Here is a 24,197-nt window from a genome sequence, read left to right on the forward strand (position 1 = left end):
CATTAAATTTGGGAATCCGAACGATACGCGCAGTGTCGCGGCTCTCTATAGGACAGATGGTCGAGATGAGACTGAAATGGCGCCCCACCCGGAGTTTGATGGTTTTCTGGTCGTCCTTGTCCTGCAAGACATGATGCCTTTTCCGTTGAAGCGTAACGGACGGCAGCTGGAGTGCCCGGCCACGTCCCGAGGCGCATTCGGCATCCATGACTTGCGAAACATCTACTCTGCACCCAAGCGGCCTCTATTCACCCTGAATTTGGTCATGTCCAGGGACTATCTGGACGAAGTAAAGTCCGCCTCCATAAGCGGCAGAGATCTAGTTTCGGACCATGTTGAGTACACAGAGTGTGATGAGACGCTCTATCACCTCGGGTCAGCACTGGCGCCGGCGTTCCAGAATCCTGGAATTAATGACAGGTTCTTCGTCGATCACGCTGTATTGGCTATGTCGTCGTATCTATTGAACAGGTATGGGCGACAAGCCGCATCGCCGTCCCGACTTGGCCCCATGTCGCACAAGCAGGAAAGAACGGCGAAAGACTACTTGATCTCGAATCTTGAAAGCGACGTCGCATTAGCGGACGTCGCGGAGGCGTGTGGCCTCTCGGCCGCTTATTTTGCCCGGTCCTTCAAACAGACAACTGGAGTGTCGCCCTATCGCTGGCTGACTTTTAGGCGCATCGAGCTTAGCAAGAGCTTGCTCGAATTGACCGACAAGCCCTTGGCCGAAGTGGCCGTTTCGTGCGGCTTTTCCGATCAAAGCCATTTCACGCGGACCTTCTCGCGCGTCATTGGCGTCAGTCCCGGGGCATGGCGGAGGGGCAAAAGCCCGCGTCCACTGTCTGAGAGTGAGCACAGGTAACACAGCCGACTTCAGACAAAATACCTTTGGAATCGTTAAAGACGAACCCCTTGTCTGCGACGTACAGGTAGGCCTATGACGGATGTGTTTCTGTTCGGGACATTCAGGCTAGACCGCGCGACCCGCAGCCTGCTCCGCAGCAGTCCCGACGCAGTAGAAGAGCGGATCGCGCTGCGGCCAAAGGGCTTCGATATCTTGTGCTATCTGGCAGAACATGCCGGTCGCATCATATCACAGGACGAATTCCTTACAGAGCTGTGGCCTGACACCTATGTTCAACCTGAGGTGTTGAAGAGTCATATTCTCGCCGTTCGCACCGCACTTGCCGACCGCGATATACAACCCAAATACATCGAGACCGCTCGTGGGCGCGGTTACCGGTTCATCGCCGATGTCAGGACGACACGCATCATATCCTCTTCCGATTCCGCCCCCCATGGGTGTTCCTTGTTGGTCGGACGGGATTCTGCACGGGCCGAATTGGAACTCGCGTTGCACCGTGCACGCTCAGGGGAGTTCCAGCTTGCCTTTATCACCGGCGAGGCCGGAATTGGAAAAACCGCCCTTGCCGAGTCCGTCATAACCGCAGCGACCGCCGCCGGCGCGGCAGTCTTCGTTAGCCGATGTCTGCCAAGCAACGGCAAGACCGACGCCTACTATCCCATCCTCGAAATTCTCACGGCGATGAGCCGAGACCCTCTACGCAATCGTTTGGCGACTACCCTTGCTGAGGTGGCCCCGACGTGGATGGTCCAGTTGCCGGGTCTGGCACCCCAACAGCGTAGTGAAGTGATTGCGGTGACCCCTCACCGGGTCGCCCGGGAACTGGGCGATGCAATTGAGGCGCTAGCGCGCAATCGGCTGATCATTTTGGTGTTGGAGGACATCCAATGGGCTGATCGGGCGACCATCGACTTGATCCAAGCACTCGCCAATCGTCGCCTACGCGCACGGATGGCGATCTTTGCCACTCTGCGGACTTCCGGAACGAGCGAGGCGGGCTACGCAGCCGAGGCCATGGTACAGAAGCTATCCCTTTACCGGCTGGCGCGGGAGATCCAACTTCAACGCTTGGCGATTGAGGACGTTGAGGCCTTTGTAGCACGCCAAATGCATCCCAATCCGCCCGTCGAATTGACGCGGCTCTTGCATCAACGCAGCGAGGGGAACCCTCTGTTCATGCGTGCTACGCTGGATGCGCTGCTCCAGCATAAGATCGCGAACTGGACCGAGGACGGCTGGTGTCTACACCAGCAATTCGACGTGGTCAGTCAACAGACGCCACCGGACCTGGTGCAGCTTATCGAAGCGGAAATCCAGGCCCTTCCTCAGGACGCGCAAGCCGTGATTGAGGTCGGAGCCCTTGCGGAAGGCCAATTCTCTCCGTGTATCCACCATGTTGCCGCTGGTGTCAGCGTGCAGGACTTTGAGCGCATTTGTGAAAACCTTTCCCGGCAGGCTCACCTGATTCGCCGTGGTGACTTGGTCGACATGCCGGACGGCGGTCGGGTGCAGACTTACGTGTTCCAACACGTGCTCTTCCAAGAGGTTGCCCACAACCGTCAGGGGTTGCTCAGCGGGCAGCCCGTCATGGCGCCATCGCCCAGCGGTTGGAGCAGATCTTCGAGGATTTGGCCGGTATCGCGCCGAGTTTGGCGCAGCACTACATCCACGCCGCGCTCTGGCCGCAGGCGATACGGGCCTTGCAGATAGCCGCCAGAACCGCAAAGCAGCGCTTTGCCATGCGCGAGGCAGCGGCTGTACTCCAGCAGGGTATTGAGATCAGTCGCCGGCTACCCGGAGCGGACCAAAAGTTGGTCGAACTCGATCTCCTAGATGAGCAAAGTCGGCTTTATCTCGGAATCTTCGACAGCCGCGCTGCGGATGCGTTCGATCGCTTGGCAAAGTTGGCGCAGGAGCTTGGTCTCGTCGAGATCGAAGCGCGGGCGCTGTTCGGCCTAGGTTATGTCGTGAGTTGGTCGAGCCGCGACCGCTGCATCGAGATTATGGGCGAGGCCATCCAAACGAGCGCCGATATCGGCGATGCCCTCCAGCGGTCGCGAATCCGTTGCAGCGCCCATAGCTGGCGGTGCTGGGTACAAGGCTGGAGTACTCCCGACGCAGAAGGATTCCTGACGGCACATCGCGTCGTGGTGGATAGCGCAAATCGTCTGGCAAGGGCGTCGGCCGACCTTGACTACAGCGTGATCTTGTTGGCCGGCAGCCGCTACGCGGAAGCCATCGATCACAATCGTCGAAGTTTGACGGTGCTGATCGACCACGTCCATCGTGCGTCGGTCGATCTCAGCCTGCCTCTCTGGATGGCTAGGTTGGGTATTCCTTGGGCGCAGATGTCGTCCGGTCATCTCGGGGATGCGCTTGACGGGTTCGCCGCAGGAGCAGCCGCCTGCGAAGCCGATGGCGAGATCAGCCGTAGCGCAACACTCCGCCTCTATCACGCCTTCGCCTTTGAACGCATGCACGATTATCAGACGGCGCTATCGATGGTGGACGAGGCGTCTGCATTGGTGAAGAACCACGGGCTCGAATTCGGTGCAAACGAGCTTAAGATCGAACTGATCCTTCGCGGTCTGGCCCATCTGGGGCTGGGTCAAACCGACGAAGCGTTTGTACATCTCTTGGCCGCCCGTAAGGAGATGGAGGCGCGCAGTAGCCTCACTAGTTGGTATTGGTGGCTCGTTGGCGAGGCCGGCCTCGCGGAAGCTTACCTTGTCGTGGGAGATCTTGAACATGCGGAAATCTGCGCGACCGCTTTGCTAACCCGAGTTAGCGCTATCGAAGAACGGACCTGGCGAGGCTTTGCGGCTGAGATTTGCGCTCGCGTCGCACTCGCCCGCGATCGCTTCGCTGAGGCCAATGCATTCCTGGCCCAAGGTTGGGCCGGCATTGATGGATATGATGTCGCCTTGGTGCGCTGGCGACTGCACGCCGTCGAAGCCTGGATTGCGGGGGTGACCGGTGACAGATCGGGGCAAGCCTATCACAATGCCGCTGCAGCGATGGGACTCGGCAGGCTTGTCTCGTCCTTACCACCGGATCATCCTTGCGTCGAAAAACTCTCGCGCGCTCGATCTTTCATGTCCATGCCGTCTCGGAGTGGAAAGACGGCACCAAGGATCGATGCCCATTCGGTGATGAGGCGGTCCTCGAGGCTATAACCTATATGGAACTGCTCCACTTCGGATCCTTCCGCCTGGATCGGGCGGGCTACAACCTGGATGCTCTCGACGCGAAGGGGGAGCGACAGCGAATTTCGATGAGGCCGAAGGCCTTTGAAGTTCTAGGCTACCTAGTCGAACATCCTGGCCGCATCATCTCACAAGAAGAATTCCTCGCGGCCTTATGGCCGGAGATCCATGTCCAACCCGAGGTGCTGAAGGGCCACATTCTGGCTGTGCGAACGGCTCTCGGAGACCGCACGGAATCACCCCAGTATATCGAGACGGTCCGCGGACGCGGCTATCGCTTCCTTGCCGATGTACAGGCCGAAGCGCCGGAGGGTGCGGAGGACGACCGTTCGCCAGATATCCTAGTCGGTCGTGACGCGGCGCGCGCGGAATTGGACCTTGCCCTACGGCGGGCGCGATCCGGAGAGATGCAGTTGGTGTTCTTATCTGGGGAAGCCGGAATCGGCAAAAGTTCCTTGACACAAGCCTTCGCCGCTGCCGCGTCGCAAGACGGTGCCACGGTCGTGACAGCCAATTGCACAGCGGGGACCGGCGAGACAGATGTCTATTATCCGATCCTCGAAATTCTCGGCGGTCTTTGCCGCACGTCGGCTCGCGGTCACCTTGCGTCGGTGCTTCGAAACATGGCTCCGACCTGGCTCGTGCAATTGCCGAGCCTCGCTCCTGGCAACCTCGCTGATCTGCACAAAGAGATCACCGGCGCGACCCCGCATCGGATGGCAAGGGAGTTGTGCAACGCTCTTGAGATCCTTGGCAGAGATCGGCTCCTCCTCCTCGTCTTCGAAGATATTCATTGGGCCGATCAGGCCACGCTCGACCTGATTCAGGCGTTGGCCAACCGGAGGCTGCGAACCCAGCTCCTCATATTGACTAGCCTGCGGTCGCCCAGTCCCAACGAAGCGGGATATGCGGCCGGTGCCCTGGCTCAGAGGTGCTCACTCTATCGATTGGCGCGCGAAATCAAACTGCCCCGCCTGGAAGAAAAGGATGTTGCGACCTTTCTCAATCGCTTGGCTCATCAGGCGGCGCCGGCCGCGCTAACCCACCACCTCTTTGCGCGCAGTGAGGGCAACCCACTGTTCCTCCGAGCGATGTTGGAGCGGTTGCTCAACCGGAACCTCGTGTCGTTTGACGGCGGCGGATGGCGACTCCATGCCGAATTCGAACCTCTCAGCGCGCAAATGCCACCAGATCTGCTTCAGTTTATCGAGTCCGACATCAATGGTCTGTCGCTGGAGGCTCAGAATGTCCTCGAGGCGGCAAGCCTTTCTGACGGTACCTTCTCTCCCCGTGTGCACCACGTGGCTTCGGCACTAGATGAGCGAAGCTTTGAGGCGGTTTGCGAAGCCTTGGCCCGACGCGGCCAATTCATCCGTCGAGATGACATTATCGAGATGCCCGACGGACAACTCACCCAGTCATACGTCTTCCGCCACGCGCTCTTTCAGGAAGCGACATACGACCGCCAGGGGCCTATCCGCAGGAACTCACGGCATGCCGCCATCGCGGCCCGACTCGAAGGAATTTTCACGGATGACTTGGCCCTTGCAGCATCAAACATCGCCCGCCACTTTCTGCAAGCCCAACTTTGGCCGCGCGCGATCCACTATCTGAGGATCGCGGCGCGGACGGCGATGCAGCGTTTCGCCATGCGCGAAGCGGGTGCGTTGCTCGAACTGGCGGCCAATCTCAGCCGTAAATTGCCGCCGGGCGAGCGCGAGAGCGTAGAGATTGTTCTGCTGGATGAGTTGACCCGAGTGTACCTGGGTGCCTTCGACAAGCGCATCTTGCCCACCTATGAGCGCGTTCACCAATTGGCGATACATCAAGGCCTGGTCCACATCGAAGTTCGGTCCCTGCTTGGGATTGGGTATGTTAACGCCACGGTCAACAGCGATCGCTCTCTTGAGATCATGAGCCAGGCACTGATCCGCAGCGCCATGATTCCCGATCCTGTCCAACGCGAACGCGCCCGCTGCAGCGCGCATGGATGGCGCAACTGGATTCTAGGAGGAAGCGAGCCGGATACTCTTGGCTTCCAAAGAGCGATCTCCGAGTTGGGATCGATGGGCGCTCCGCTGGCCTACGCAGCCAGCCAGTTCGACGAGGGATTGATCACGCTTCCGGCGGCCCGCTACGCGGAAGCAATCGAAACCGTCTCCCGTAATCTCGCAATCCTCGCCGACCATGTCCTGGAACCCGAGGTGGATCTGGGATTCCCACTTTGGACCTCGCGGCTTGGTATCCCGTGGGGACTGATGTCCCTCGGACGATTTGGCGAAGCGCTCTCCAAGTCTGAAGCCGCTTGCGCGGCTATAGAAGCAAACGGCGACATTGTTCGCAGCGTGACGCTCCGACTCTATCGTGCCTTCATGCACCAGCAGATGCACAATTATAACGAGGCTCTGGCGATGTTGGATGGTGCGGTTGCGATGATCAGGGATAATGGCCTCGACTTCCCGACCAACGAGATCAAGGTCGAAGCCGTCGTTCGCGGCTTGGCTTGCCTTGGTCTGAACCAGACGGAGCAAGCCTTCTATCACCTGCGGCGTGCCCGTGCTGATATGGAGGCGCGAAACACCCTGACCAGTTGGTATTGGCGTCTTGTCGGCGAATGGGGCCTAACCGACGCCCACCTCGCCGTCGGTGATCTCGACGGGGCTGAAGCTTGCTCAGGGGCCTTCCTGGAGCGTTCATTCGGGATGCAGGAGCGGACTTGGCGCGCCTTCGCTGCGGAAGCATGCGCGCGCGTTCAGATCGAGCGGGATCGATCCGATGCCGCTCAGTCCTATTTGGACAAAGCTTGGATTGAGATCGAGGGTTTCGACGCGCCCCTCGTCCGGTGGCGCCTATATGCGGTTGGAGCTCATCTTGCGGACCGCGCCGGGGACCCGCCTGCCGCCGCGCGACTTCGGGCAAATCAAGCCTTGGAACTTCAACAACTCGCCCACAGCCTGCCGGAGAATCACCGCGGCCGCGAAACCTTAAGGGCGGCTCAGCCCATGATACGCGGGCTCACAAATCCATAACCGGAGGTCTACCGTCGGTTCTCACCTGTCGCGCGGCTTGGCGTCCCCCGTTTCGGGGATAGTTCCAAACGCCCGCGCGCTGGAAGCTGAAATTAAGTGATCGGATGATGACGGCTTCGTGGTCTGGCAAAAGAGGTGGCGCTGCTGGAAGTTGTCGGACAAGTAATGACAACTGGTGGCGGCTTTCGTAAAGGCCATGGAAGCTTGTAGATCAGCACGCCGATCTTGGCCACCACATTCGGCGGTTCAGCCGTTCGTCCGTTTTGCTGTGCCCCGGAATGATGTCATTTCCCCCTCACGCGGCTTTGGCCCCCATTCCCTTAACTCTGTCGATGTCGGAACGACGGCGGTGCCCGAAAAGGGACGCAGAAAGGGCCGGACATGACTGACCTCCCTGGCGCGCCGCCTGTCGGACTAAGCAGGCGCGACGTCCTCCTGATGGGATCAGCGACGTTCGCCTTTGCCGCGCTGCCGCATCCCGCCCGTGCCCATGCCCTCAACCTCAGCGAAAGGCTACGATCACCACCAGAGACGGCGCCGAAATCTTCTACAAGGACTGGGCCCGCCCGACGCCCAGCGGATCACGGCTGGCAGCTCAGCTCGGACGACTGGGATGGCCAGATGCTGTTCTTCGTCGGCCAGGGCTATCGCGCTGTCGCCCATGACCGCCGCGGTCACGGCCGCTCGTCGCAGGCCGGCAAGGCCATGACAAGGATCACTATGCTGCGGACGCCTCGGCCGTCGCAGAGCATCTCAATCTGAGGAATGCCGTCCATGTCGGCCACTCCACCGGCGGCGGCGAGCTGCGCTGTCCCCAGCGCTGCTCACATGCTTGGCGCGGGCGTCTGCGCTGACGCCAGCGTCAGAGGCAAAGGGGGGAGGGGAGGTTTCTGACGGGCTTGGAGGTCCGGGGAGAGGCCCCGGGCCGCCCGTCATGGAGAACCTGACCATGGCAAAGGCCATTCAGAAGATCGCTATGAACCCATCGGAAAACATTCCTTACGACAAGCTCGTGCTGTCGCAGAAGAACGTCCGGCGGGTGAAGGACGGTGTGTCCATCGAGCAGCTCGCAGAAGACATCGGACGGCGCATGCTGCTCCAAAGCCTGAACGTCCGTCCCGTGCTCGACGAAGGTGGAGAGGAGACCGGCACGTTCGAAGTGCCCGCCGGTGGCCGCCGCTATCTCGCGCTCGGCATGCTCATCAAGCAGAAGCGGCTGGCAAAGAACGAGCCGATCCCCTGCATCGTCAATCGCAGCACGGTGACATCAGCGGAAGAGGATTCCCTGGCCGAGAACTTCCACCGCGAGGATCTTCATCCGCTCGACCAGTTCCGGGCGTTCAAGATACTGAGCGACCAGGGACTTGATCACGAAGAAATCGCCGCGCGCTTCTTCGTCTCGGCGGCGACCGTCAAGCAGCGCCTGAGGCTCGCCTCGGTTTCGCCAAAACTTCTCGAACTCTACGAACACGACGAAATCTGCCTCGAGCAGATCATGGCGTTCTCGATTTCGGACGACCATGCCCGCCAGGAGCAGGTCTGGGAGCGCATCAATAACAACCAGCATATGCAGGAGCCCTATTACATCAGGCGTCTCCTCACGGAGACGACGGTGCGTGCCGACGATCGCCGGGCGGTCTATGTCGGCGCCGAGGCCTATGAGGCCGCCGGCGGCGTCATACTGCGCGACCTGTTCGAGCAGGATTCCGGTGGCTGGTTCCAGGATGCAGCTCTCCTCGAGCAGCTGGTCTTCGACAGACTGAAGGTAGATGCCGAGACCGTTCGTGCCGACGGCTGGAAGTGGGTCGAGGCGGCGATCAGCTTCCCGTACGGCCACACCTCCGGCATGCGGCGCGTTTATGCCGAGCCGGCGGAGTTGAGCACCGAGGAGATCGCCCGCTATGACGCGGTGAAGGCCGAGTATGATGCGCTCGATGCCAAATATGCCGAGATGGAGGACGCCGACCAGGAGATCGAGGACAAGCTCGATCAGCTCGGCGCCGAACTCGACGCGTTCAGCGATCGACCCCAGGTCTATGCTCCGGCGCAAAAGGCCATCGCCGGAGCGTTTGTCGCGCTCGGCGCCAACGGCCAACTGCAGATCGAAGCCGGCTTCGTCCGCCCCGAGGACGAACCACGGGTCGAGACGGGGAATGACGATGAAGAAGCCGAAGGCGGGGATCGCGACCCGTCGCAGTCCGACGATGACAGCGCCAACCACATCGTCGTCAACGGCCGGTCCGTGAACGGCGCATCCGACACGGCCGAAGAGCCCGAGGATGAAGGGATCAAGCCGCTGCCCGATCGCCTCGTCTTCGATCTCACCGCACAGAAGACGCTTGCGCTGCGCAACGCGTTGGCAAGCCACCTCGACATCGCCTTCGTCACGGTTCTCCATGCGCTCGTGCTGCAGGTGTTCTATCGGTTCGCCAAGGACAGCTGTCTCGAGATCAACATGGTGAGCAACAGTTTTGGCCAGGTCCAGGGTCTGGCCGACACGCCCTGGGCGAAGGAGATCGCCGATCGCCACGAGGCCTGGGACAGGGATATGCCCGACAGCAACAATCTCTGGGAGTTCCTGCTTGGTCTCGACGAAGCGAGCCGCAAGGCGCTGTTCGCGCACTGCGCGTCGCTCTCGCTCAATGCCGTCGTCGAGCCCTGGAACAGGCGGTCAGGTGCCCTTGCCCATTCCGATGCACTCGCCGCCGCGCTTCAGTTCGACATGGTGGAGGCTGGCTGGTCGCCCACGGTGGACAACTATCTCGGCCGCGTCACCAAGGCCCGGATCGTTCAAGCCGTGCGCGAGGGACGCGGCGAGGATTCCGCACAGCTGATCGACCACATGAAGAAGGACTTGATGGCACGCGAGGCTGCTCGCCTTCTCGAAGGGTCGAACTGGCTACCTGAGCCGCTGCGCCTTGATGGCAACGACGCGGTTGGTGAAGCCGTCACCGACGACGTGACGGACGAGACGGCTCTCGGCGGCGATGCCGCCGAGCTACCGGCCTTCCTTGCCGACGATACCGGCACGCCCTCCGATGAACCGGTGACCGACGCCGGCGAGGAACCCGACCACCTCCAGGCCGCCGAGTAATCGGCCTCGCGCTCACCACCGGGCCCGGCGTCTCCGCCGGGCCCCTTTTTCGTTTTCTCACACGGAGACATACGCATGTCCGCACATACAATTTACGATTGCGCCTCTCTGGGAAGCGTTATCCGCTACTCGGACGGTGCCCCGAAACCGCCGGCCCGATTCACCAGAAAGGTCACCGCCTGGGAGAGCCGCAACGGCACCGGCCGACTGGTCAAGAAGGAGCCGCCGCGAACGCGCGCGACCTATAGCTCGCCAGCCTGTTTCACCTTGCATGAAGGCGATTTCGGCCAAGGCGGCACCATCGTTGTCTCTGTCCGACGCACCTGGTCCGTCGAGAGCGATCTGCGTTTCGAGATCGTCGAGCGTCCGTCGATCGGCATGGTCCGCGTGCTGCAGGACATCGGCGAAAGCCCGGAACTCCTGCATCTCGCCAACGATCGCGAGGCCGCCGAACGCTGGCTCGCCAACAATCCGTACAGCCGGGTCTATCTCGAGGAGGTCTCCGCCGATGAGGTCGGCGCCGACGTCATCGAGGGCCGCACGGCTGCCTGACTTCCTCAACGTATAAACCATCCCACGACAGCGGTCGTGCAATCGATCGCCGGGCATGTTCCGTTTCATGAAGATCGACATGTTCGACTGGAACACAAGCTGCTCCTACAACGAGCAGCAGAAAAGGCGTTTTCACACGACAGCGCGTTCAAGGCTGAAGAAGCTCGCAGCCGAACTTGATCTGCCGCACGGCAGCTTTGAAATTCGCTCCAACAAAGCGGGAATAGCCGTGTCGGGCGAAGTGACCCTGCATCATGAGCGCGCCTACATTCAGGTCGGTCAGTTCGGGTTTTCGTCGGGCCACGGCATCCTGATCCGCACCTGCAAGGGCCGCAAGGACTATACCGGCGGGGCCAACCACTTCGTCGCGCTCGGCATGCTCGACGACATCCCGGCGCTCGCCGCAGCGGTCCGCGCCATTACGGGCGTCGAACACGATGCCGCGCCTTCCGCGGATCGCCGCGCCGCCTGAACTGCCCACGATCCCGTCACCCAACGACAGCCACCCGCTGCAGCGCTGCTGTGGCGGGCGACCGGCTATTTCCGGAGAGCAGCCATGTCCACCCATCCCCCGTTCCGAAAGGTGTTCGACGGCGTCGCAACGCGCGAGCAGATGTTCCGGCTCTTCAACCGGCACAAAGACACTCGGGGTATAGATCCAGTTTCCGGTACGCCCTACGCCGGCGAGTATTTCGAGATTGCCGGCGAGCAATACCACTTCATGCTCGCGCTCCTGCCGCCGCTGTTCCAGCGAACCGGCATGTTCGGCATGTCCGAATACAAGGCTGGCTACGTGACCAGCGTCTTTTTCGCCATCAGGATCCGTGGCCGCGAACGATGGTTCCACGGCTTCTGCGACCTCTCCGACAAACGCAGTCCGGACGCCATGCGCGCGGCGATCATCGCCCACGAGACGGGCGCCGTCGACAGCATGACGCGCGAGGAAAAGCTGGAGGCGATCTGGTCCGCCACCCATTCCGACTTCAAGGGCATCGCCGGCGAGGCAAACCCGGATGCCTGGCCGCCGGAGCATCACGGCAAGCGAACCATCCTGATCAATGCTGGCGCGCAGGGGACAGTCCTCAAGCTGCTGGAGGATCTCTCCGACGAAGAGATCGACAATCGCATGCCAGCAATCCATGCACGGTCGAGGAGGGGAGGGGCGAGCGATGCGGAGCCATCATAAGCAGTCGCCGACGGCCAAACACACCTGGGAGGCGCACTCGACCTATACGGCCGACCTCGGTGTGCCCGATCGCCGCCGATACCGACGCACGCCGCCGGGCTCCCCAACCGTCGCCGATCTCGTGCGGCCCGGCGACACGGGTCTCGACCTCTTACAGCACCGGCGGCGTCGTGATCGAGGTGAAGGAATACTTTTACACCGCGCCGACGGGCGAGACGCTGTCGCATTTCACCATCGTCTATGTCCCGCCCGATCGCGCTGCAAAATACCGCGATTCCGATCATCACTGGATCAACGAGTGCGTCGCCGTCGGCGACAGGATTTTGATGCTGTTCGAGGCCAATAGGGACGAAGTCTTCGTCGTCGACCTCCGACCGCCCGACACCCAGCCATCCAGAACCATATTGAACACATAGGCACGTCGATGCCGAAAGCTCAGCGACCGCGAGTGTGTGCTCCATCCATTCTTCGAAAGGAACTCACCATGGCCAGAAAAGCCTTCTTCGCCGCCTTCATCATCGATGAGGAGGCATACACGCCCGAACCCGGTCCGGTGGATCGTCACTTTGTCGTTGCCGATCTCGCACAATCGAGTTTTGGCGAGCAGTCCGGCGTCTCGAACTTCATCGTCTGGGAATCCGTCGAGCATATGATCGCCGATCATCGACAGCGTGGTTCGGTCACCGTCGACTATCTGGTCGGCGATGAATCCGACGAACGCGCTGATCTTGTGCATACGCCAGATGCCTGCCCGTCGAACCACTGGAACCGTGGCGATGACATCTGCGGCGACTGCGGGACCGTCTCAACGTGTCGAAGGCGGCGATACCACCTTCCACAATCCGCCCATCATTTCGGGATCACCTTTCGCCGACGATGCGTGAGACGCTCGCCTTCGAATATTTCGAGGTGAGGCCCTGCATAGAGCGCGACCGTCAGGTGACATCCTACCGGGCCGAGGATGAGTTTATCGGCGAACTCACCAGGGCGCAGAAATCCGGCAGGGAGTTCCGTGCCTTCTGGTCCCTCTATGGGGTAGACGGAAGCTCTACCACGGCGATCGGCGACTTCGTCTCGAAAGATGCCGCGCACGAGGTGATGAACGCGATCTTGGCCATTCCCGCTGCGGTGTGCAACGCGATCAATGCGGAGAATCTCACCCAAGCCCAGAATAGTACCGATGCCGAAATGACGGCACGGTCTGCGGCCGCCTGGCTCGACGACATGATCAACCAGTCCTCGAACAATCAGCGGATCTGACCGCCGCCTGTCCTCTTCTTCAACCGCCTCTCAGTGCCCGACCTCGCCGGGCTTTTGCATTTTCTGGGCTGCATACCCGGCCCCAGACAGGGAGAAGCCACATGTCACGCCTGAATGATCCGGAGAACTTCCGCGGCCGCGTCAACTATGCGGCCAAGGTCATCGCCTACGGACGAAGCCCGACCCGCGCTTTCGACAATTGCTTCAAAAACTATGACGGCGACGAGGTGGCGACGGTGATCCTGAGACGTTCCCGCAAAAATGGCCGCCTCGCTGCCAATCTCCAGCGCTATCTGAATCTCTCCTCCATCGAAGCCGCCGCCGATCGGCTCGCCGGTGTTCCAACGCGCAAACTGCCGGAAGTTGCCCGGCAGACGCGCGCACGCCGCCCGGCCGAGTTCGACGCCTGGTTCGAACAGCGCAAGACGGTCGCCGGCGTCGATTCCTATACGACCTTCGCCGATGAGGGGAGCGCGCCATAAACCGTGATCCTGCCGTCGCATGCCACCCGACGCTCGTCGCCGTCGATGGCTTCGGCGTAAAGCGTGGGCCGAAGAACGCGCCCGCTTTCGCGCGATGGCCGATCAACTCCGGGGCGGCGACAATGCGCTCGACGTCTGTTCGGTCGCCCGACCGACCAGTTGCGCCGCGACGGGTTCCGATCGCGGCTGACACGAAGCGATGTCGCCTCAACCGACCCGCAAACCCACCATCAGCTTTGAACTCTATCCGGCGCGAGCGCCGGGCATCGCACATCCAATGCAGGAGAATGGCAATGCCAAACTTCACTCTCGAGAGCACCTACCATCTGCCCGTGTATCGCCACCGTACCTACGATGCCGCGACGCTCGCCGAGGCGTGTCGTCAGGCCGTCGAGGACGACGACTGGTCCGCCGAGAAATTCGACTACGAAACGGCCGGCGAGACATACATCACAGGCATCTGGTCCGGTGCGGATGCCGCTTACCGTGCCGAGTCAATAACCGTGCCATCGCAGTTTCATGAGACGATCCAGCGCAAGGCCGCCCACTTCCAGGAGCTGTTCGATCAGCTGGTCTATGTCGCCCAACCGATGGGTTTATCCAGGGTCGACTTCGAGCGCTGGCTGCCGAAGGCAATTGTCGCGATTGAGAAGGCAAAAGCGATCATCGAGGAACGCCGCGATCCCGATGAGCAGACAGAGCCACCAGGGTCATGATCAGCACCAATGCAGGACCGAAATCCTTTCGGAGCAAACCGTCAGATCACCCGACGAAGGGCTTTTGGCAGCCGACGTTTCCAACGCTGCCCACGAGGCAAATTTGGTTCGTCGAGACGTCTGACACGTTTTCGAGGCGACCGTGCAGGCTCCTCGTCAACGCCTTCCGTCTCGACCTCAGCGGGATGCGGTTCGGCATGGTTTGCGTCGGCAATGGCGTGCGCATGACCGTCTTCTGATGGGGTGTCGATTGAGGAGCCGGCGCTGCTCGTGCAGTCAACGTCGACGATCGGATCGGGATCGCGATCATTCCCGACCGGCCCTAGGGTCCCCTCGGAAACGGGCAAAGTGTCGGCGGCTACAGTGGAAAGGTCCAGGTCGCCCCAGATCGATCGCGGTTTTGCAGGACTGCCGCGCCTCTTCTTCACTTCCACGACAAACGGTCGCGTGGGTCGTTTCATAGTCGCGTTCCCTGGTGAGAATCGATCCCATTGCAGGATCCGGTCGTCATTTACTTCGGTCACGAGCAGCGGTCCACCAATCCCGCCGTCGCCGCGACCTCCAGCCGCTGGGTAGTCCGCAGCTTTCGTACCTGAATAGCCCCTGGCTACATCTCGCTTCTCGTCGCGAGAGGGAGAGCGGGGCTGGAAGGAGCGCGACCCGGCCGGGGCACAGAGAGTGCCGGCGGGGCAGGCACTCTCTCCCGCGAAGGACATCTCCATGAACATTGTTTCGACCCCATCGACCGTCGCTCGAACGGCCCCTCCCGTTACCGCGCCGGCATCCGATGCCATCGACACCGCCCACGCGATCCACCTGGCGGCCGCGGAGCTTCTGCCTCTCCTCGAACAAGGCAAGCCCATCACTACGAGGACATTGCGCGTTGCCATGACCGACAGCTTCGGCGGCACCGACGGGCAAGGCTTCTGGGTTTGGAAGGACGCCTATGAGGCGCTCGAATCTGCCCAGGTCCTGTTCATCCGCAGATTCGGACCGGCGATCTTGTCCCGGTCGGCCTCGCCCGAGGCAGCGCTGGCGATGATGAGGCGGATCGCCGATCTCGTTCCCACCCACACACGGCGCTCCTACGAGAGCCAGGCCATGCAGCAGCTGTCGACGCCGCTGCCGCTCGCCTTCGTCACCGCTCAAGCGGCCGCGATCTCCTCTTCGGATCTCGTTCTCGAACCCTCGGCCGGCACCGGCCTGCTCGCAGTCCATGCCGAGATTGCCCAAGCCTCGCTCGCCCTCAACGAGCTTGCCATGACCCGCGCGGATCTGCTCGGCTTGCTGTTCCCGCGCGCTCCCGTTTCCCAGCACGACGCAGCCCATATCGACGATCATCTCGATTCCACCATCGAGCCTTCCGTCGTGCTGATGAATCCTCCCTTCACGGTCGGCGCCTATGTCGACGGCCATGTCTCCGATGCGGCATGGCGGCACCTGTCCTCGGCCTTTGCCCGCCTGCGTTCCGGCGGCCGCCTGGTCGCCATCACCGGTACCGGGCTTTCTCCCGAAAACCCCAAATGGCGCCCCGCCTTCGAGCGACTCCAGCAGCAGGGCAGGGTCGTCTTCACCGCGGCGATCGACGGCCGTGTCTATGCCCGCCATGGCACGACGGCCGAAACCCGCTTGACGATCATCGATAAGGTACCCGCAGCAGACCCGTCCCTCTTCGCGGCCTCGCCGGGCAAGGCTGCTGACGTCGAGACGCTGCTGTCGTGGATCTCCGACCTGCCGCCCCGTACACCGGGCGGTTTTCCGGACTCGATCGGCGCCCTGTCGAGCACCATCCTGCGCAATGCCATGCAAATGGCCACGCGATACGCGCCGGGAGCGGCACCTACGGCAACTGCTGCCAAAACAATCCGGCCGGTCCGTCAAGTTGCCCGGGCAAAGCCCAACCGACCAGTCGTGCCGGAGGCCATGCCTACCGTTCCGGTTGCCTATGAACTGCGCGACTGGATGCCCGAGGAGGGCGGCCGGCTCACCGACGCAATCTACGAGCCCTACGCACTGCAGTCGATCCACATCGCGCGCGCCAAGCCGCATCCGACGCCGCTGGTGCAGTCGGCAGCCATGGCTGCGGTCGCGCCGCCAAAACCGTCCTATCGGCCTCTCCTGCCCGATGCGATCGTCGACGAGGGTCTGCTGTCCGACGCCCAGATCGAAAGTGTAATCTATGCCGGTGAGGCACATTCCGGCCATCTCGCTGGCGCCTGGACGGTTGACGAGACCTGCGATGTCGTGTCCGCCGCCTCCGAAGGCGCCGAGAACGCCGTCCGCTTCCGCCGCGGATGGTTTTTGGGTGACGGCACCGGCTGCGGCAAGGGTAGGCAGGTCGCCGGCATCATCCTGGACAACTGGCTGCAGGGTCGCCGGCGCGCGATCTGGATTTCCAAGTCGGATAAGCTGCTGGAAGACGCTCAGCGCGATTGGGCCGCACTTGGCCAGGAAAAACTTCTTGTGCAGCCGCTGTCGCGGTTTCGCCAGGGCACGCCGATCCGCCTTGCCGAAGGCATCCTCTTTACGACCTACGCAACGCTGCGTTCGCAGGAGCGCGAGGGCAAGAAGTCTCGCATCGCGCAGATAATCGACTGGGTTGGTAAGGACTTTGATGGCGTCGTCGTCTTCGATGAAGCCCACGCCATGGCAAACGCGGCGGGCGGCAAAGGCGAGCGCGGCGACGTCGCGCCGTCGCAGCAGGGCAGGGCAGGCTTGCGGCTGCAGCACGCGCTTCCCGATGCCCGCATCGTCTATGTCTCTGCGACGGGCGCGACCGCGGTCGAGAACCTGGCCTATGCGCAGCGTCTCGGCATCTGGGGCAGCGAGGACTTTCCCTTCGCAAACCGAGCCGAGTTTGTCGCGGCAATTGAGGATGGCGGTGTCGCCGCGATGGAAGTGCTCGCCCGCGATCTCAAGTCGCTCGGCCTCTATACCGCGCGCTCGCTCTCTTATGACGGCGTCGAATATGAGCTCCTCGAGCACGCGATGACCGAGGAGCAGATCCGCATCTACAACGCCTATGCGGACGGCTTTCAGGTCATCCACAACAACCTGACAGCCGCGCTTGAGGCGACCAACATCACCAGCGACGCCGGGACACTGAACCGCAACGCCAAGTCGGCAGCGCGTTCGGCGTTCGAGAGCACCAAGCAGCGCTTCTTCAGTCATCTCATCACCTCGATGATGACACGGACCCTGATCGGCGCGATCGAGCAGGATCGCACTCAGGGTCATGCGGCAGTGGTGCAGATCGTCTCGACCGGCGAGGCGCTGATGGAACGTCGGCTCGCGGAAATTCCCACAGATGAATGGTCCGATCTGCATGTCGACGTGACGCCGAGGGAATACGTTCTGGGATACCTCAGCCATTCTTTCCCGACGCAGCTGTTCGAGGAGTATTCGGACGCCGAAGGAAACATCTATTCGAGACCTGTGCATGACGCGGACGGCAACCCCGTTCAATGCCGGGAAGCGGTACGCCGGCGCGACGAGATGATCGAGAAGCTTGCATCGCTCCCGCCGGTCGGCAGCGCCCTCGACCAGATCCTCCACCATTTCGGCACCGATATCGTAGCCGAGGTGACCGGCCGCTCGCGGCGCATCGTCAGGAAGACCGGCCGCGACGGCATCGACCGGCTTGCGGTCGAGAACCGTCCGGCCTCAGCCAATCTCGCCGAGACCCAGAGTTTCATGGACGACGACAAAAGCGTGCTGATCTTCTCGGACGCTGGCGGCACCGGCCGCTCATATCATGCCGATCTCGGGGCGCGAAACCAGAGGCTGCGCAAGCACTATCTGCTCGAGGCCGGCTGGCGCGCCGACAATGCCATCCAGGGGCTCGGCCGAACGCATCGCACCAATCAGGCGCAGCCACCGCTGTTCCGGCCGATGGCCGCCAATGTCAAGGCTGGCAAGCGCTTCCTGTCGACGATCGCGCGGCGGCTCGACACGCTGGGCGCGATCACACGCGGCCAGCGCCAGACCGGCGGGGCAGGGCTGTTCCGGTCTGAGGACAACCTCGAAAGCCCCTATGCTCGGGCGGCGCTCCGCCAATTCTACATGCTGCTGAATCAGGGCAAGATCGACGGCTGCTCGCTCGCTACCTTCGAGACGGTCACCGGCCTGTCGCTGACCAGCGAGGATGGCGGTTTGCGCGACGACCTGCCGCCAATCACGACCTGGCTCAATCGCCTGCTGGCGTTGAGCATCGAAACCCAGAATCTGCTGTTCGAGGTGTTCGAGCAGCTGATGGTGGCAAAGGTCGAGGGCGCCATCGCCGCCGGCAACTATGACAAAGGGCTGGAGACGATCACGGCGGAGAGCATTGTTATTACCGATCGCCGCACGGTCTACACTCATCCGGTCTCGGGCGCGCAGTCGCATGTGCTCACCGTTGCGCGCAAGGACCGCATCCGGCCGCTCGGTCTCGTCGATGCGCTGGCCATCGCCCGCGCCGAACCGCAGTCGGTCCTGGTGGTCAACACGCGGTCGAGCCGCGCGGCGATCCAGCTGCCGACAGCCAGCCTGATGCTCGACGATGGCGCGATAGAGCATCGCGTGCGCCTGCTGCGGCCGACCGACGAGCTGCGCTTCGGTCTCGATGCCCTCGCCGAGACCCATTGGCAGCCGGCCGAGCGCAAACTGTTCTGCGAACTATGGGACGCCGAAGTGGCAGCGATCCCGGAATTTACCACAAGCACCTTCCACATCGTCACCGGCCTGCTGCTGCCGATCTGGCGGCGTCTGCCTGACCATGATTGCCAAGTCTACCGCATCCAGACCGATGCCGGCGAACGCATCATCGGTCGCCACATCGCGCCGACGCTGGTCGCGACCATGTTGCGCAATCTCGGCGTCGACCATGTGCCGACCCTCGCGCCGGACGAGACATGGACCAGCCTGGTGGATGGACGGATCGGGTTGCAGCTTGCCGAAGGCTTGGTCCTGCGACGCAGCCGCGTCATGAATGACTATCGCGTCGAACTGATCGGTTTCAGCGACGCCATGATTCCGCGCCTCAAGGCCCTCGGCCTGATCTCCGAGATCATCTCCTGGAAGCTGCGACTGTTCATCCCAACGGGTGGGCAAGGCTGCGCCATTCTCGCCTCACTTCTCGATCGCCACACGCTGGTCGGGGTCACCGACCGCATGGCCGCAGCGTGAACGGAGGCGATCATGACCGGCTCGGCGTCCGAGCTGGCGCGCCGTCTTGGCGACCACGCCGAGGCGGTGTGCCGCGAATATCTCTCCAACGGCCGTCGCTCTGGCAACCACTGGATCGTCGGTGATGTCCACAACACGCATGGCCGCTCCATGCATGTGCGGCTGAAAGCCAATGCCAAAGGCGCCGCTGGTAAATGGGTGGACGAGGCGACCACCGAATTTGGCGATCTGCTCGATGTCATTCGAGAGAGCTGTGGCCTCATCGAGTTCCGTGATGTCGCCGATGAAGCGCGGCGCTTCCTCGCCATGCCACGGCCGCAGGCGCAAAGCCATGGCGCACAGCGCCAGCCTGCCGCGGCACGCGGCTCGCCCGACGCGGCGCGTCGCCTGTTCGGCATGTCGCAGCCGATCGCCGGAACGCTGGCCGAACGCTATCTTGCCGGCCGCGGTATCATCTTGACCGCAGGTGAGCGCGCCCTGCGCTTCCACCCCGGCTGCTACTACCGCGATCTAGTCACCGACGAGACGCAGACCCTTCCCGCCTTGATCGCCGCGGTCACCGGCCCCGACGGACGCATCACCGGCCTGCAAAGAACCTGGCTCGCTCCGGACGGCAACGGCAAGGCGCAGATCGCCGATCCGCGACGATCGCTTGGTCATCTCCTGGGCAACGGCATCTGGCTCGGCCTGGAGCCCGACACGTCGGTCTCGGTCATGGCCGCCGGCGAAGGGTTTGAGACGATGGCCTCGCTGCGGTCGGTGATGCCGGCGCTGCCGGTGGCCGCCGCCACTTCGGCCAATCACCTCGCCGGCCTTATCTTCCCGCCTGGCTGCCGTCGCCTCTATATCGCGGCCGATGCCGATGCCGCCGGCCGGCACGGCATCGAGCGTCTCAGCCAGCGAGCCGGCAAAGCCGGGATCCTCACCCTGGTGTTGCGGCCGCAGCTCGGCGATTTCAACGACGATCTGCGTCATCTCGGGCCCGCCCATCTCGCGGCATGGCTCAGCGGTCAACTCGTCCCGGAGGATGCCCGTCGCTTCCTGCCGCCCGGATGAATGGGTCGGGCCGGCACGCGGGCCGGCGCGGCGTCGCCGGATGGCCTGCAGACATGGCGGCGGTCCACCGGAGAGGCTGCGCCCGCAGCCTGCCTGAGAGGCGACCCCTGCCACCCCCCGGTCACGGCCGCAACGGCTTCGCCGTCCTCCGCTCGCGCTCCGGCCTTCGGTGCGGCCGCGCCCGGCGCGCGGCCGGGATGCGCTGTCAGGCCGCGATAGGCGCGGCCACAACCGACGGAGACCCGCCATGACCTACGAGCTTCCTCTCGACGACGCCTACGAGCCCTACCATGCCTCCTCGCCGACCGACCGCGTCATCCTCGAACTGCAGATGTACGGCCATCGCCCGCATCAGGACGAACCTGATCCTCGGCCACTTCCCGACGACGAAGTGATCCGGGCCGGCCTCGCCGGGATCGTGGAAACCTTCGCCGGCATGCTCGGCGACACCAGGCTCGAACCCGACCTCGACGACCTGCTCTGGTCCTTCGCAAACGTCTTTCACCGTGCCGCCGAGCGCATCGCCCGCAGCCTCGACCGCAATGAGGAGGCGCAGCGCTCGAGCCAGCAGGAGCAAGACGGCTCGGAGGTGAAGTCGGTCGAGCTGGAGCGGCTCACTGCCGAGGGCATCACCTATATCGAGCGCCGCAACGTGCTGGAAATCATGCGCGACGAGGCCGCCGACCTCTACGAGGCACAAACAGGATCGGCATGGCGGCCGCGCACCGGCTCCAAGGTCTCCCACCAGGCAATGACCGCGGCGGTAATCGACAGCCGCGACTTCCTCGCCGCCCGCCGCCACGCCGAAACCGAGGTGCTCGTCCCGGCCGGCACCAAGATTGCCTTCGCCGGTGGTCTCGACTGCAACGATCACGACCGGATCTGGGACGCGCTCGACAAGGCCCGCGAGAAGCATCCCGACATGGTCCTGCTCCACGGCGGCAGCCCGCGCGGCGCCGAACGTATCGCCGCCTGCTGGGCCGAGAACCGGAAGGTCACCCAGATTGCCTTTAAGCCGGATTGGAGCCGGCACGCCAAGGCAGCTCCGTTCCGCCGCAACGACCAACTTCTCTCGGTGGTGCCCTACGGCCTGATCGTCTTTCCCGGCTCCGGGATCACCGACAACCTTGCCGACAAGGCCCGTCGGCTGGGCATCCCCGTCTGGCGGTTCGCGGAGGGCGGCGCGTGAAGCGCCGCTTTCCTCGCAACCACACTACCGAGCCCGACCGGGCGCGGTCGGGTTCGGCCCGCGCGAAGCGCACCAAAGCCGCGCGCGAAGCACGGCACCCTCAGCTTCCAAAGATCGTATCGACGCGGTGGAGCGTTCCGTTAGGTAACGTGCATTGCGTTCCGCGTTACATAGATGTATATACGTCCGCAGCACAGGAGCGCGCCATGGCCACCACAGCCACGAGGAAGGAAACACCCGTCTCGATGCGGTTCCGCGACGATGATCTCACGATCATCGACCGCGGCGCGGAGCTGCTCGGTCTGTCGCGCACAGAGTTCGTGCGACGCGCCGCACTCCACGAGGCGCAGGCGGCTATCCTCAATGAAACCGTCATCCGGGTGTCCCCGGAAGCCTATGACGCCTTCATGCAGGCGATCTCAGCTCCTGCCGCTGCGCCCCCGCCGAAGGCCGCGGAACGGCTACGTCGATCCCCGCCCTGGGATCGCTAGGTGGCGCTTTCAGGCATCGAACTCCTCGACGACGCGCACCGCCTCGACAGCTTCGATTGCGGCAAGCCGGCGCTCAACGCTTGGCTGGCCGGCTTCGCGCGAACGAACCAGGCCCGCGGGTTTACCCGCGTCCTGATCGTTCACGACGAGGGAACAGTCGTCGGCTATTACGGCCTTGCGCCGGGCGTGATCCAGCCAAACAGCGCACCGCGCGCCATCCGCACCGGACGCCCGCCCGATCCGATCCCCTGCCTGCTGATCGGTCAACTCGCCGTCGACCATCGCTATGCCGGACAAGGCATCGGCAGCGGCCTGGTCAAGGACGCGCTGCATCGCTGCGTCGCCGGCGCCGACATCGTCGGCGGCCGCGCGGTGGTGGTGCGGGCGATCGACGCCGAGGCCGAGCGCTACTGGCAGAGCTGGGGTTTTGTCCCGTCGCGGGACAACCCGTCTATCCTGATGCGCTCGATCCAGGACGTGAACCTCTGGTTGGCCGACAAAGGCCACTAGCTCCCGGCGCAGCGCCACGGGCATCGGCAGGTCCGGGCGCGCCGGCCTGCGGCTGGCCGGGCTCTAGTCGCGGCGTCCCGCCGCTCCCCGGCCCGGCTTCGCCGTCTCGACCTTCGGGTGACGATCCCTCGCGCAGGGCCAGAGGGAGAGGGCGGCTGGCGCGGGGCGGGGGACGCTCGATAGAAGGAAAGTCACGATGTCGATGATATTCATCGGTGGATCACGCGAGATATTCGAGCTGCCGGAACCTGTCATCGCCCGCATCGGCGCAATCGTCGCTGCCGAGCACGGCGTGCTGATTGGTGACGCGCCCGGAGCCGATGCCGAGGCGCAGGGCCTGCTCGCGGGTTACAAGTACGAGCATGTCGGCGTCTTCCATGCCGGCAAGGAACCCCGCAATAATCTGGGCGACTGGGCCGCCTACCATGTTCCTGCTCCCGGGGGCGCCGAAGGAGACTGGGTCGATGCCGCCAAAGACCGGGAGATGGCGCGGCGCGCCGACTTTGGCATGATGGTCTGGGACGGCGCATCACCCGGCACGGCCGTTAACGTGCTTCGGCTCGCCATCGCGAACAAGCCGTGCGTCATTTACGATCTGGCAAGGGGCAGCATGGCGACTACCTACAATGTGGAAGATTGGTGCGCCATGCTCCGCCATGCCGGTCCGGACATTCGCCGCCAAGCCGAAGCCCGCATGAGCCTGGACGCGCGTCTGGCCTTGCCAGGATGATGTAGGCGCGGCCCCGCCGACAGCCCGGCGGGTCCGAACCGATAGGCTTGATCGGCCCCGCGTCCCCACCTCCAAGTGTATGAAGGGCCGGGGCCGGCCCCTCTCGAAACCGGCCAACGCGCAGAGCCGCGGGGTGTGGTGTAGGATGATCATCTTGACCCGTCTCGCATCTGAAGCGGGTGCAAGCGTGCCGAACATCCTGGCTTGCTTGGTCATCCAACCTGGCCGCGAGGCATCGCCACCGAGGGGCGTGAAGTTCGCTGCCAGCCGGCTCCGATCTCGAAACCGCTGTGCCGCCATATCGAATACGCCGGCGGTTCACGCGCCATGCTGCTGGAGGTATCGACGGCGCAGGCGACATGGCCCGAGAGGCTGCAGGCTGTTCCTGCGATCCGGCAGCGCTGCGTAGGCGGTCAAGCGATGGCGGCCTGGGTTCTTTTCCATCTGCCGCATCCGGGGCCATTCCCGTTTCATGTCGCCTTTGTAGACGACCGCCTGCTTTGTGCGGTCAACCCCCGTTGGGGGTACACTCGGCGAATATTCAGGAAAATTCGATTTCTGTTTTTGTCCGCGGGCAGGCGAAGGGCCTGCCCGCTATTTTTCGGCAAATAGAATTTTCCAGAATTTTCGCCGAGATGACCGCAGCAGGACGGCCCTCTCCT

General features: G+C 63.0%; 20 protein-coding genes and 1 pseudogene. 20 read left to right on the plus strand and 1 reads right to left on the minus strand.

From position 1 onward, the window contains the following. Positions 1-76: 76 nt before the first annotated feature. The 14 genes and pseudogenes from ACVDG8_RS38040 to ACVDG8_RS38105 all read left to right on the plus strand — a co-directional run bounded on the left by ACVDG8_RS38040 (position 77) and on the right by ACVDG8_RS38105 (position 14,393). Complete coding sequence (locus tag ACVDG8_RS38040) at positions 77-865, plus strand: helix-turn-helix domain-containing protein (RefSeq protein WP_447250531.1); 789 nt, start codon at positions 77-79, stop codon at positions 863-865. A 75-nt stretch (positions 866-940) separates the two neighbouring features. Next, positions 941-2,578: an AAA family ATPase gene (locus ACVDG8_RS38045; protein WP_455707951.1), complete on the plus strand. Its 1,638-nt coding sequence runs from the start codon at positions 941-943 to the stop codon at positions 2,576-2,578. Continuing rightward, positions 2,476-4,044: a hypothetical protein gene (locus ACVDG8_RS38050; RefSeq protein WP_455707952.1), complete on the plus strand. Its 1,569-nt coding sequence runs from the start codon at positions 2,476-2,478 to the stop codon at positions 4,042-4,044. The genes ACVDG8_RS38045 and ACVDG8_RS38050 overlap by 103 nt, the downstream gene beginning before the upstream one ends. A 5-nt stretch (positions 4,045-4,049) precedes the next feature. Then, on the plus strand, positions 4,050-7,103 hold the full coding sequence (locus tag ACVDG8_RS38055) for an AAA family ATPase (protein ID WP_447250533.1): 3,054 nt from the start codon (positions 4,050-4,052) through the stop codon (positions 7,101-7,103). Between the two features lie 518 nt (positions 7,104-7,621). Beyond that, positions 7,622-7,909: pseudogene (locus tag ACVDG8_RS38060) on the plus strand (alpha/beta fold hydrolase); the annotation flags it as partial. A 143-nt stretch (positions 7,910-8,052) separates the two neighbouring features. Beyond that, a complete protein-coding gene (locus ACVDG8_RS38065; RefSeq protein WP_447250534.1) occupies positions 8,053-10,197 on the plus strand; it encodes a ParB/RepB/Spo0J family partition protein in 2,145 nt (714 codons plus the stop codon). A 75-nt stretch (positions 10,198-10,272) separates the two neighbouring features. Further along, positions 10,273-10,749, plus strand: coding sequence for a hypothetical protein (locus ACVDG8_RS38070; protein WP_447250535.1), 477 nt, complete (start codon positions 10,273-10,275; stop codon positions 10,747-10,749). Positions 10,750-10,804: 55 nt separating this feature from the next. After that, positions 10,805-11,221 carry a hypothetical protein gene (locus ACVDG8_RS38075; RefSeq protein ID WP_447250536.1) on the plus strand — a complete coding sequence of 139 codons (417 nt, stop codon included), beginning with the start codon at positions 10,805-10,807 and terminating at the stop codon, positions 11,219-11,221. A gap of 84 nt (positions 11,222-11,305) precedes the next feature. Beyond that, a complete protein-coding gene (locus ACVDG8_RS38080) occupies positions 11,306-11,935 on the plus strand; it encodes a DUF1419 domain-containing protein (RefSeq protein WP_447250537.1) in 630 nt (209 codons plus the stop codon). A gap of 59 nt (positions 11,936-11,994) precedes the next feature. After that, the gene (locus tag ACVDG8_RS38085; protein WP_447250538.1) at positions 11,995-12,351 is read left to right on the plus strand and encodes a hypothetical protein; all 357 of its coding nucleotides are present in this window, start codon (positions 11,995-11,997) and stop codon (positions 12,349-12,351) included. 68 nt (positions 12,352-12,419) lie between these two features. After that, a complete protein-coding gene (locus ACVDG8_RS38090) occupies positions 12,420-12,848 on the plus strand; it encodes a hypothetical protein (protein ID WP_447250539.1) in 429 nt (142 codons plus the stop codon). After that, positions 12,812-13,195 (plus strand): hypothetical protein, encoded by a 384-nt coding sequence (locus ACVDG8_RS38095; RefSeq protein ID WP_447250540.1) that lies wholly within the window; start codon positions 12,812-12,814, stop codon positions 13,193-13,195. Before ACVDG8_RS38090 ends, ACVDG8_RS38095 begins: the two co-directional genes overlap by 37 nt. A 101-nt stretch (positions 13,196-13,296) precedes the next feature. Continuing rightward, positions 13,297-13,677: a hypothetical protein gene (locus tag ACVDG8_RS38100; RefSeq protein WP_455707953.1), complete on the plus strand. Its 381-nt coding sequence runs from the start codon at positions 13,297-13,299 to the stop codon at positions 13,675-13,677. Between the two features lie 293 nt (positions 13,678-13,970). Beyond that, positions 13,971-14,393, plus strand: a complete 423-nt coding sequence (locus ACVDG8_RS38105) for a hypothetical protein (protein ID WP_447250542.1) — start codon at positions 13,971-13,973, stop codon at positions 14,391-14,393. A gap of 41 nt (positions 14,394-14,434) precedes the next feature. Here ACVDG8_RS38105 and ACVDG8_RS38110 read toward each other — a convergent pair whose 3' ends face one another. Beyond that, positions 14,435-14,917: a hypothetical protein gene (locus ACVDG8_RS38110; protein ID WP_447250543.1), complete on the minus strand. Its 483-nt coding sequence runs from the start codon at positions 14,915-14,917 to the stop codon at positions 14,435-14,437. Between the two features lie 196 nt (positions 14,918-15,113). Between ACVDG8_RS38110 and ACVDG8_RS38115 the strand changes: the two genes are divergently transcribed. The 6 genes from ACVDG8_RS38115 (at position 15,114) to ACVDG8_RS38140 (ending at position 23,535) form a co-directional block, all read left to right on the plus strand. Next, complete coding sequence (locus ACVDG8_RS38115) at positions 15,114-19,559, plus strand: strawberry notch-like NTP hydrolase domain-containing protein (RefSeq protein WP_447250544.1); 4,446 nt, start codon at positions 15,114-15,116, stop codon at positions 19,557-19,559. A 12-nt stretch (positions 19,560-19,571) separates the two neighbouring features. Then, positions 19,572-20,615 carry a DUF7146 domain-containing protein gene (locus ACVDG8_RS38120; RefSeq protein WP_447250545.1) on the plus strand — a complete coding sequence of 348 codons (1,044 nt, stop codon included), beginning with the start codon at positions 19,572-19,574 and terminating at the stop codon, positions 20,613-20,615. 247 nt (positions 20,616-20,862) lie between these two features. After that, positions 20,863-21,804, plus strand: coding sequence for a DUF2493 domain-containing protein (locus ACVDG8_RS38125; protein ID WP_447250546.1), 942 nt, complete (start codon positions 20,863-20,865; stop codon positions 21,802-21,804). Between the two features lie 206 nt (positions 21,805-22,010). Continuing rightward, positions 22,011-22,295: a type II toxin-antitoxin system TacA family antitoxin gene (locus ACVDG8_RS38130; protein ID WP_095204806.1), complete on the plus strand. Its 285-nt coding sequence runs from the start codon at positions 22,011-22,013 to the stop codon at positions 22,293-22,295. Next, the gene (locus tag ACVDG8_RS38135; protein WP_447250547.1) at positions 22,296-22,805 is read left to right on the plus strand and encodes a GNAT family N-acetyltransferase; all 510 of its coding nucleotides are present in this window, start codon (positions 22,296-22,298) and stop codon (positions 22,803-22,805) included. Positions 22,806-23,001: 196 nt separating this feature from the next. Then, positions 23,002-23,535 carry a hypothetical protein gene (locus ACVDG8_RS38140; RefSeq protein WP_447250548.1) on the plus strand — a complete coding sequence of 178 codons (534 nt, stop codon included), beginning with the start codon at positions 23,002-23,004 and terminating at the stop codon, positions 23,533-23,535. Positions 23,536-24,197 lie beyond the last annotated feature (662 nt).

This window comes from Mesorhizobium sp. ORM8.1 (assembly GCF_053005525.2).

Bases quoted from the DNA above. Each gene is read 5' to 3' on its own strand.
- ACVDG8_RS38055 (WP_447250533.1), top strand. From the start codon at position 4,050: ATGGAACTGCTCCACTTCGGATCCTTCCGCCTGGATCGGGCGGGCTAC.
- ACVDG8_RS38105 (WP_447250542.1), top strand. From the start codon at position 13,971: ATGCCAAACTTCACTCTCGAGAGCACCTACCATCTGCCCGTGTATCGC.
- ACVDG8_RS38045 (WP_455707951.1), top strand. From the start codon at position 941: ATGACGGATGTGTTTCTGTTCGGGACATTCAGGCTAGACCGCGCGACC.
- ACVDG8_RS38095 (WP_447250540.1), top strand. From the start codon at position 12,812: ATGCGTGAGACGCTCGCCTTCGAATATTTCGAGGTGAGGCCCTGCATA.
- ACVDG8_RS38140 (WP_447250548.1), top strand. From the start codon at position 23,002: ATGTCGATGATATTCATCGGTGGATCACGCGAGATATTCGAGCTGCCG.
- ACVDG8_RS38130 (WP_095204806.1), top strand. From the start codon at position 22,011: ATGGCCACCACAGCCACGAGGAAGGAAACACCCGTCTCGATGCGGTTC.
- ACVDG8_RS38090 (WP_447250539.1), top strand. From the start codon at position 12,420: ATGGCCAGAAAAGCCTTCTTCGCCGCCTTCATCATCGATGAGGAGGCA.
- ACVDG8_RS38125 (WP_447250546.1), top strand. From the start codon at position 20,863: ATGACCTACGAGCTTCCTCTCGACGACGCCTACGAGCCCTACCATGCC.
- ACVDG8_RS38115 (WP_447250544.1), top strand. From the start codon at position 15,114: ATGAACATTGTTTCGACCCCATCGACCGTCGCTCGAACGGCCCCTCCC.
- ACVDG8_RS38100 (WP_455707953.1), top strand. From the start codon at position 13,297: ATGTCACGCCTGAATGATCCGGAGAACTTCCGCGGCCGCGTCAACTAT.
- ACVDG8_RS38070 (WP_447250535.1), top strand. From the start codon at position 10,273: ATGTCCGCACATACAATTTACGATTGCGCCTCTCTGGGAAGCGTTATC.
- ACVDG8_RS38040 (WP_447250531.1), top strand. From the start codon at position 77: ATGGCGCCCCACCCGGAGTTTGATGGTTTTCTGGTCGTCCTTGTCCTG.
- ACVDG8_RS38075 (WP_447250536.1), top strand. From the start codon at position 10,805: ATGTTCCGTTTCATGAAGATCGACATGTTCGACTGGAACACAAGCTGC.
- ACVDG8_RS38065 (WP_447250534.1), top strand. From the start codon at position 8,053: ATGGCAAAGGCCATTCAGAAGATCGCTATGAACCCATCGGAAAACATT.
- ACVDG8_RS38080 (WP_447250537.1), top strand. From the start codon at position 11,306: ATGTCCACCCATCCCCCGTTCCGAAAGGTGTTCGACGGCGTCGCAACG.
- ACVDG8_RS38120 (WP_447250545.1), top strand. From the start codon at position 19,572: ATGACCGGCTCGGCGTCCGAGCTGGCGCGCCGTCTTGGCGACCACGCC.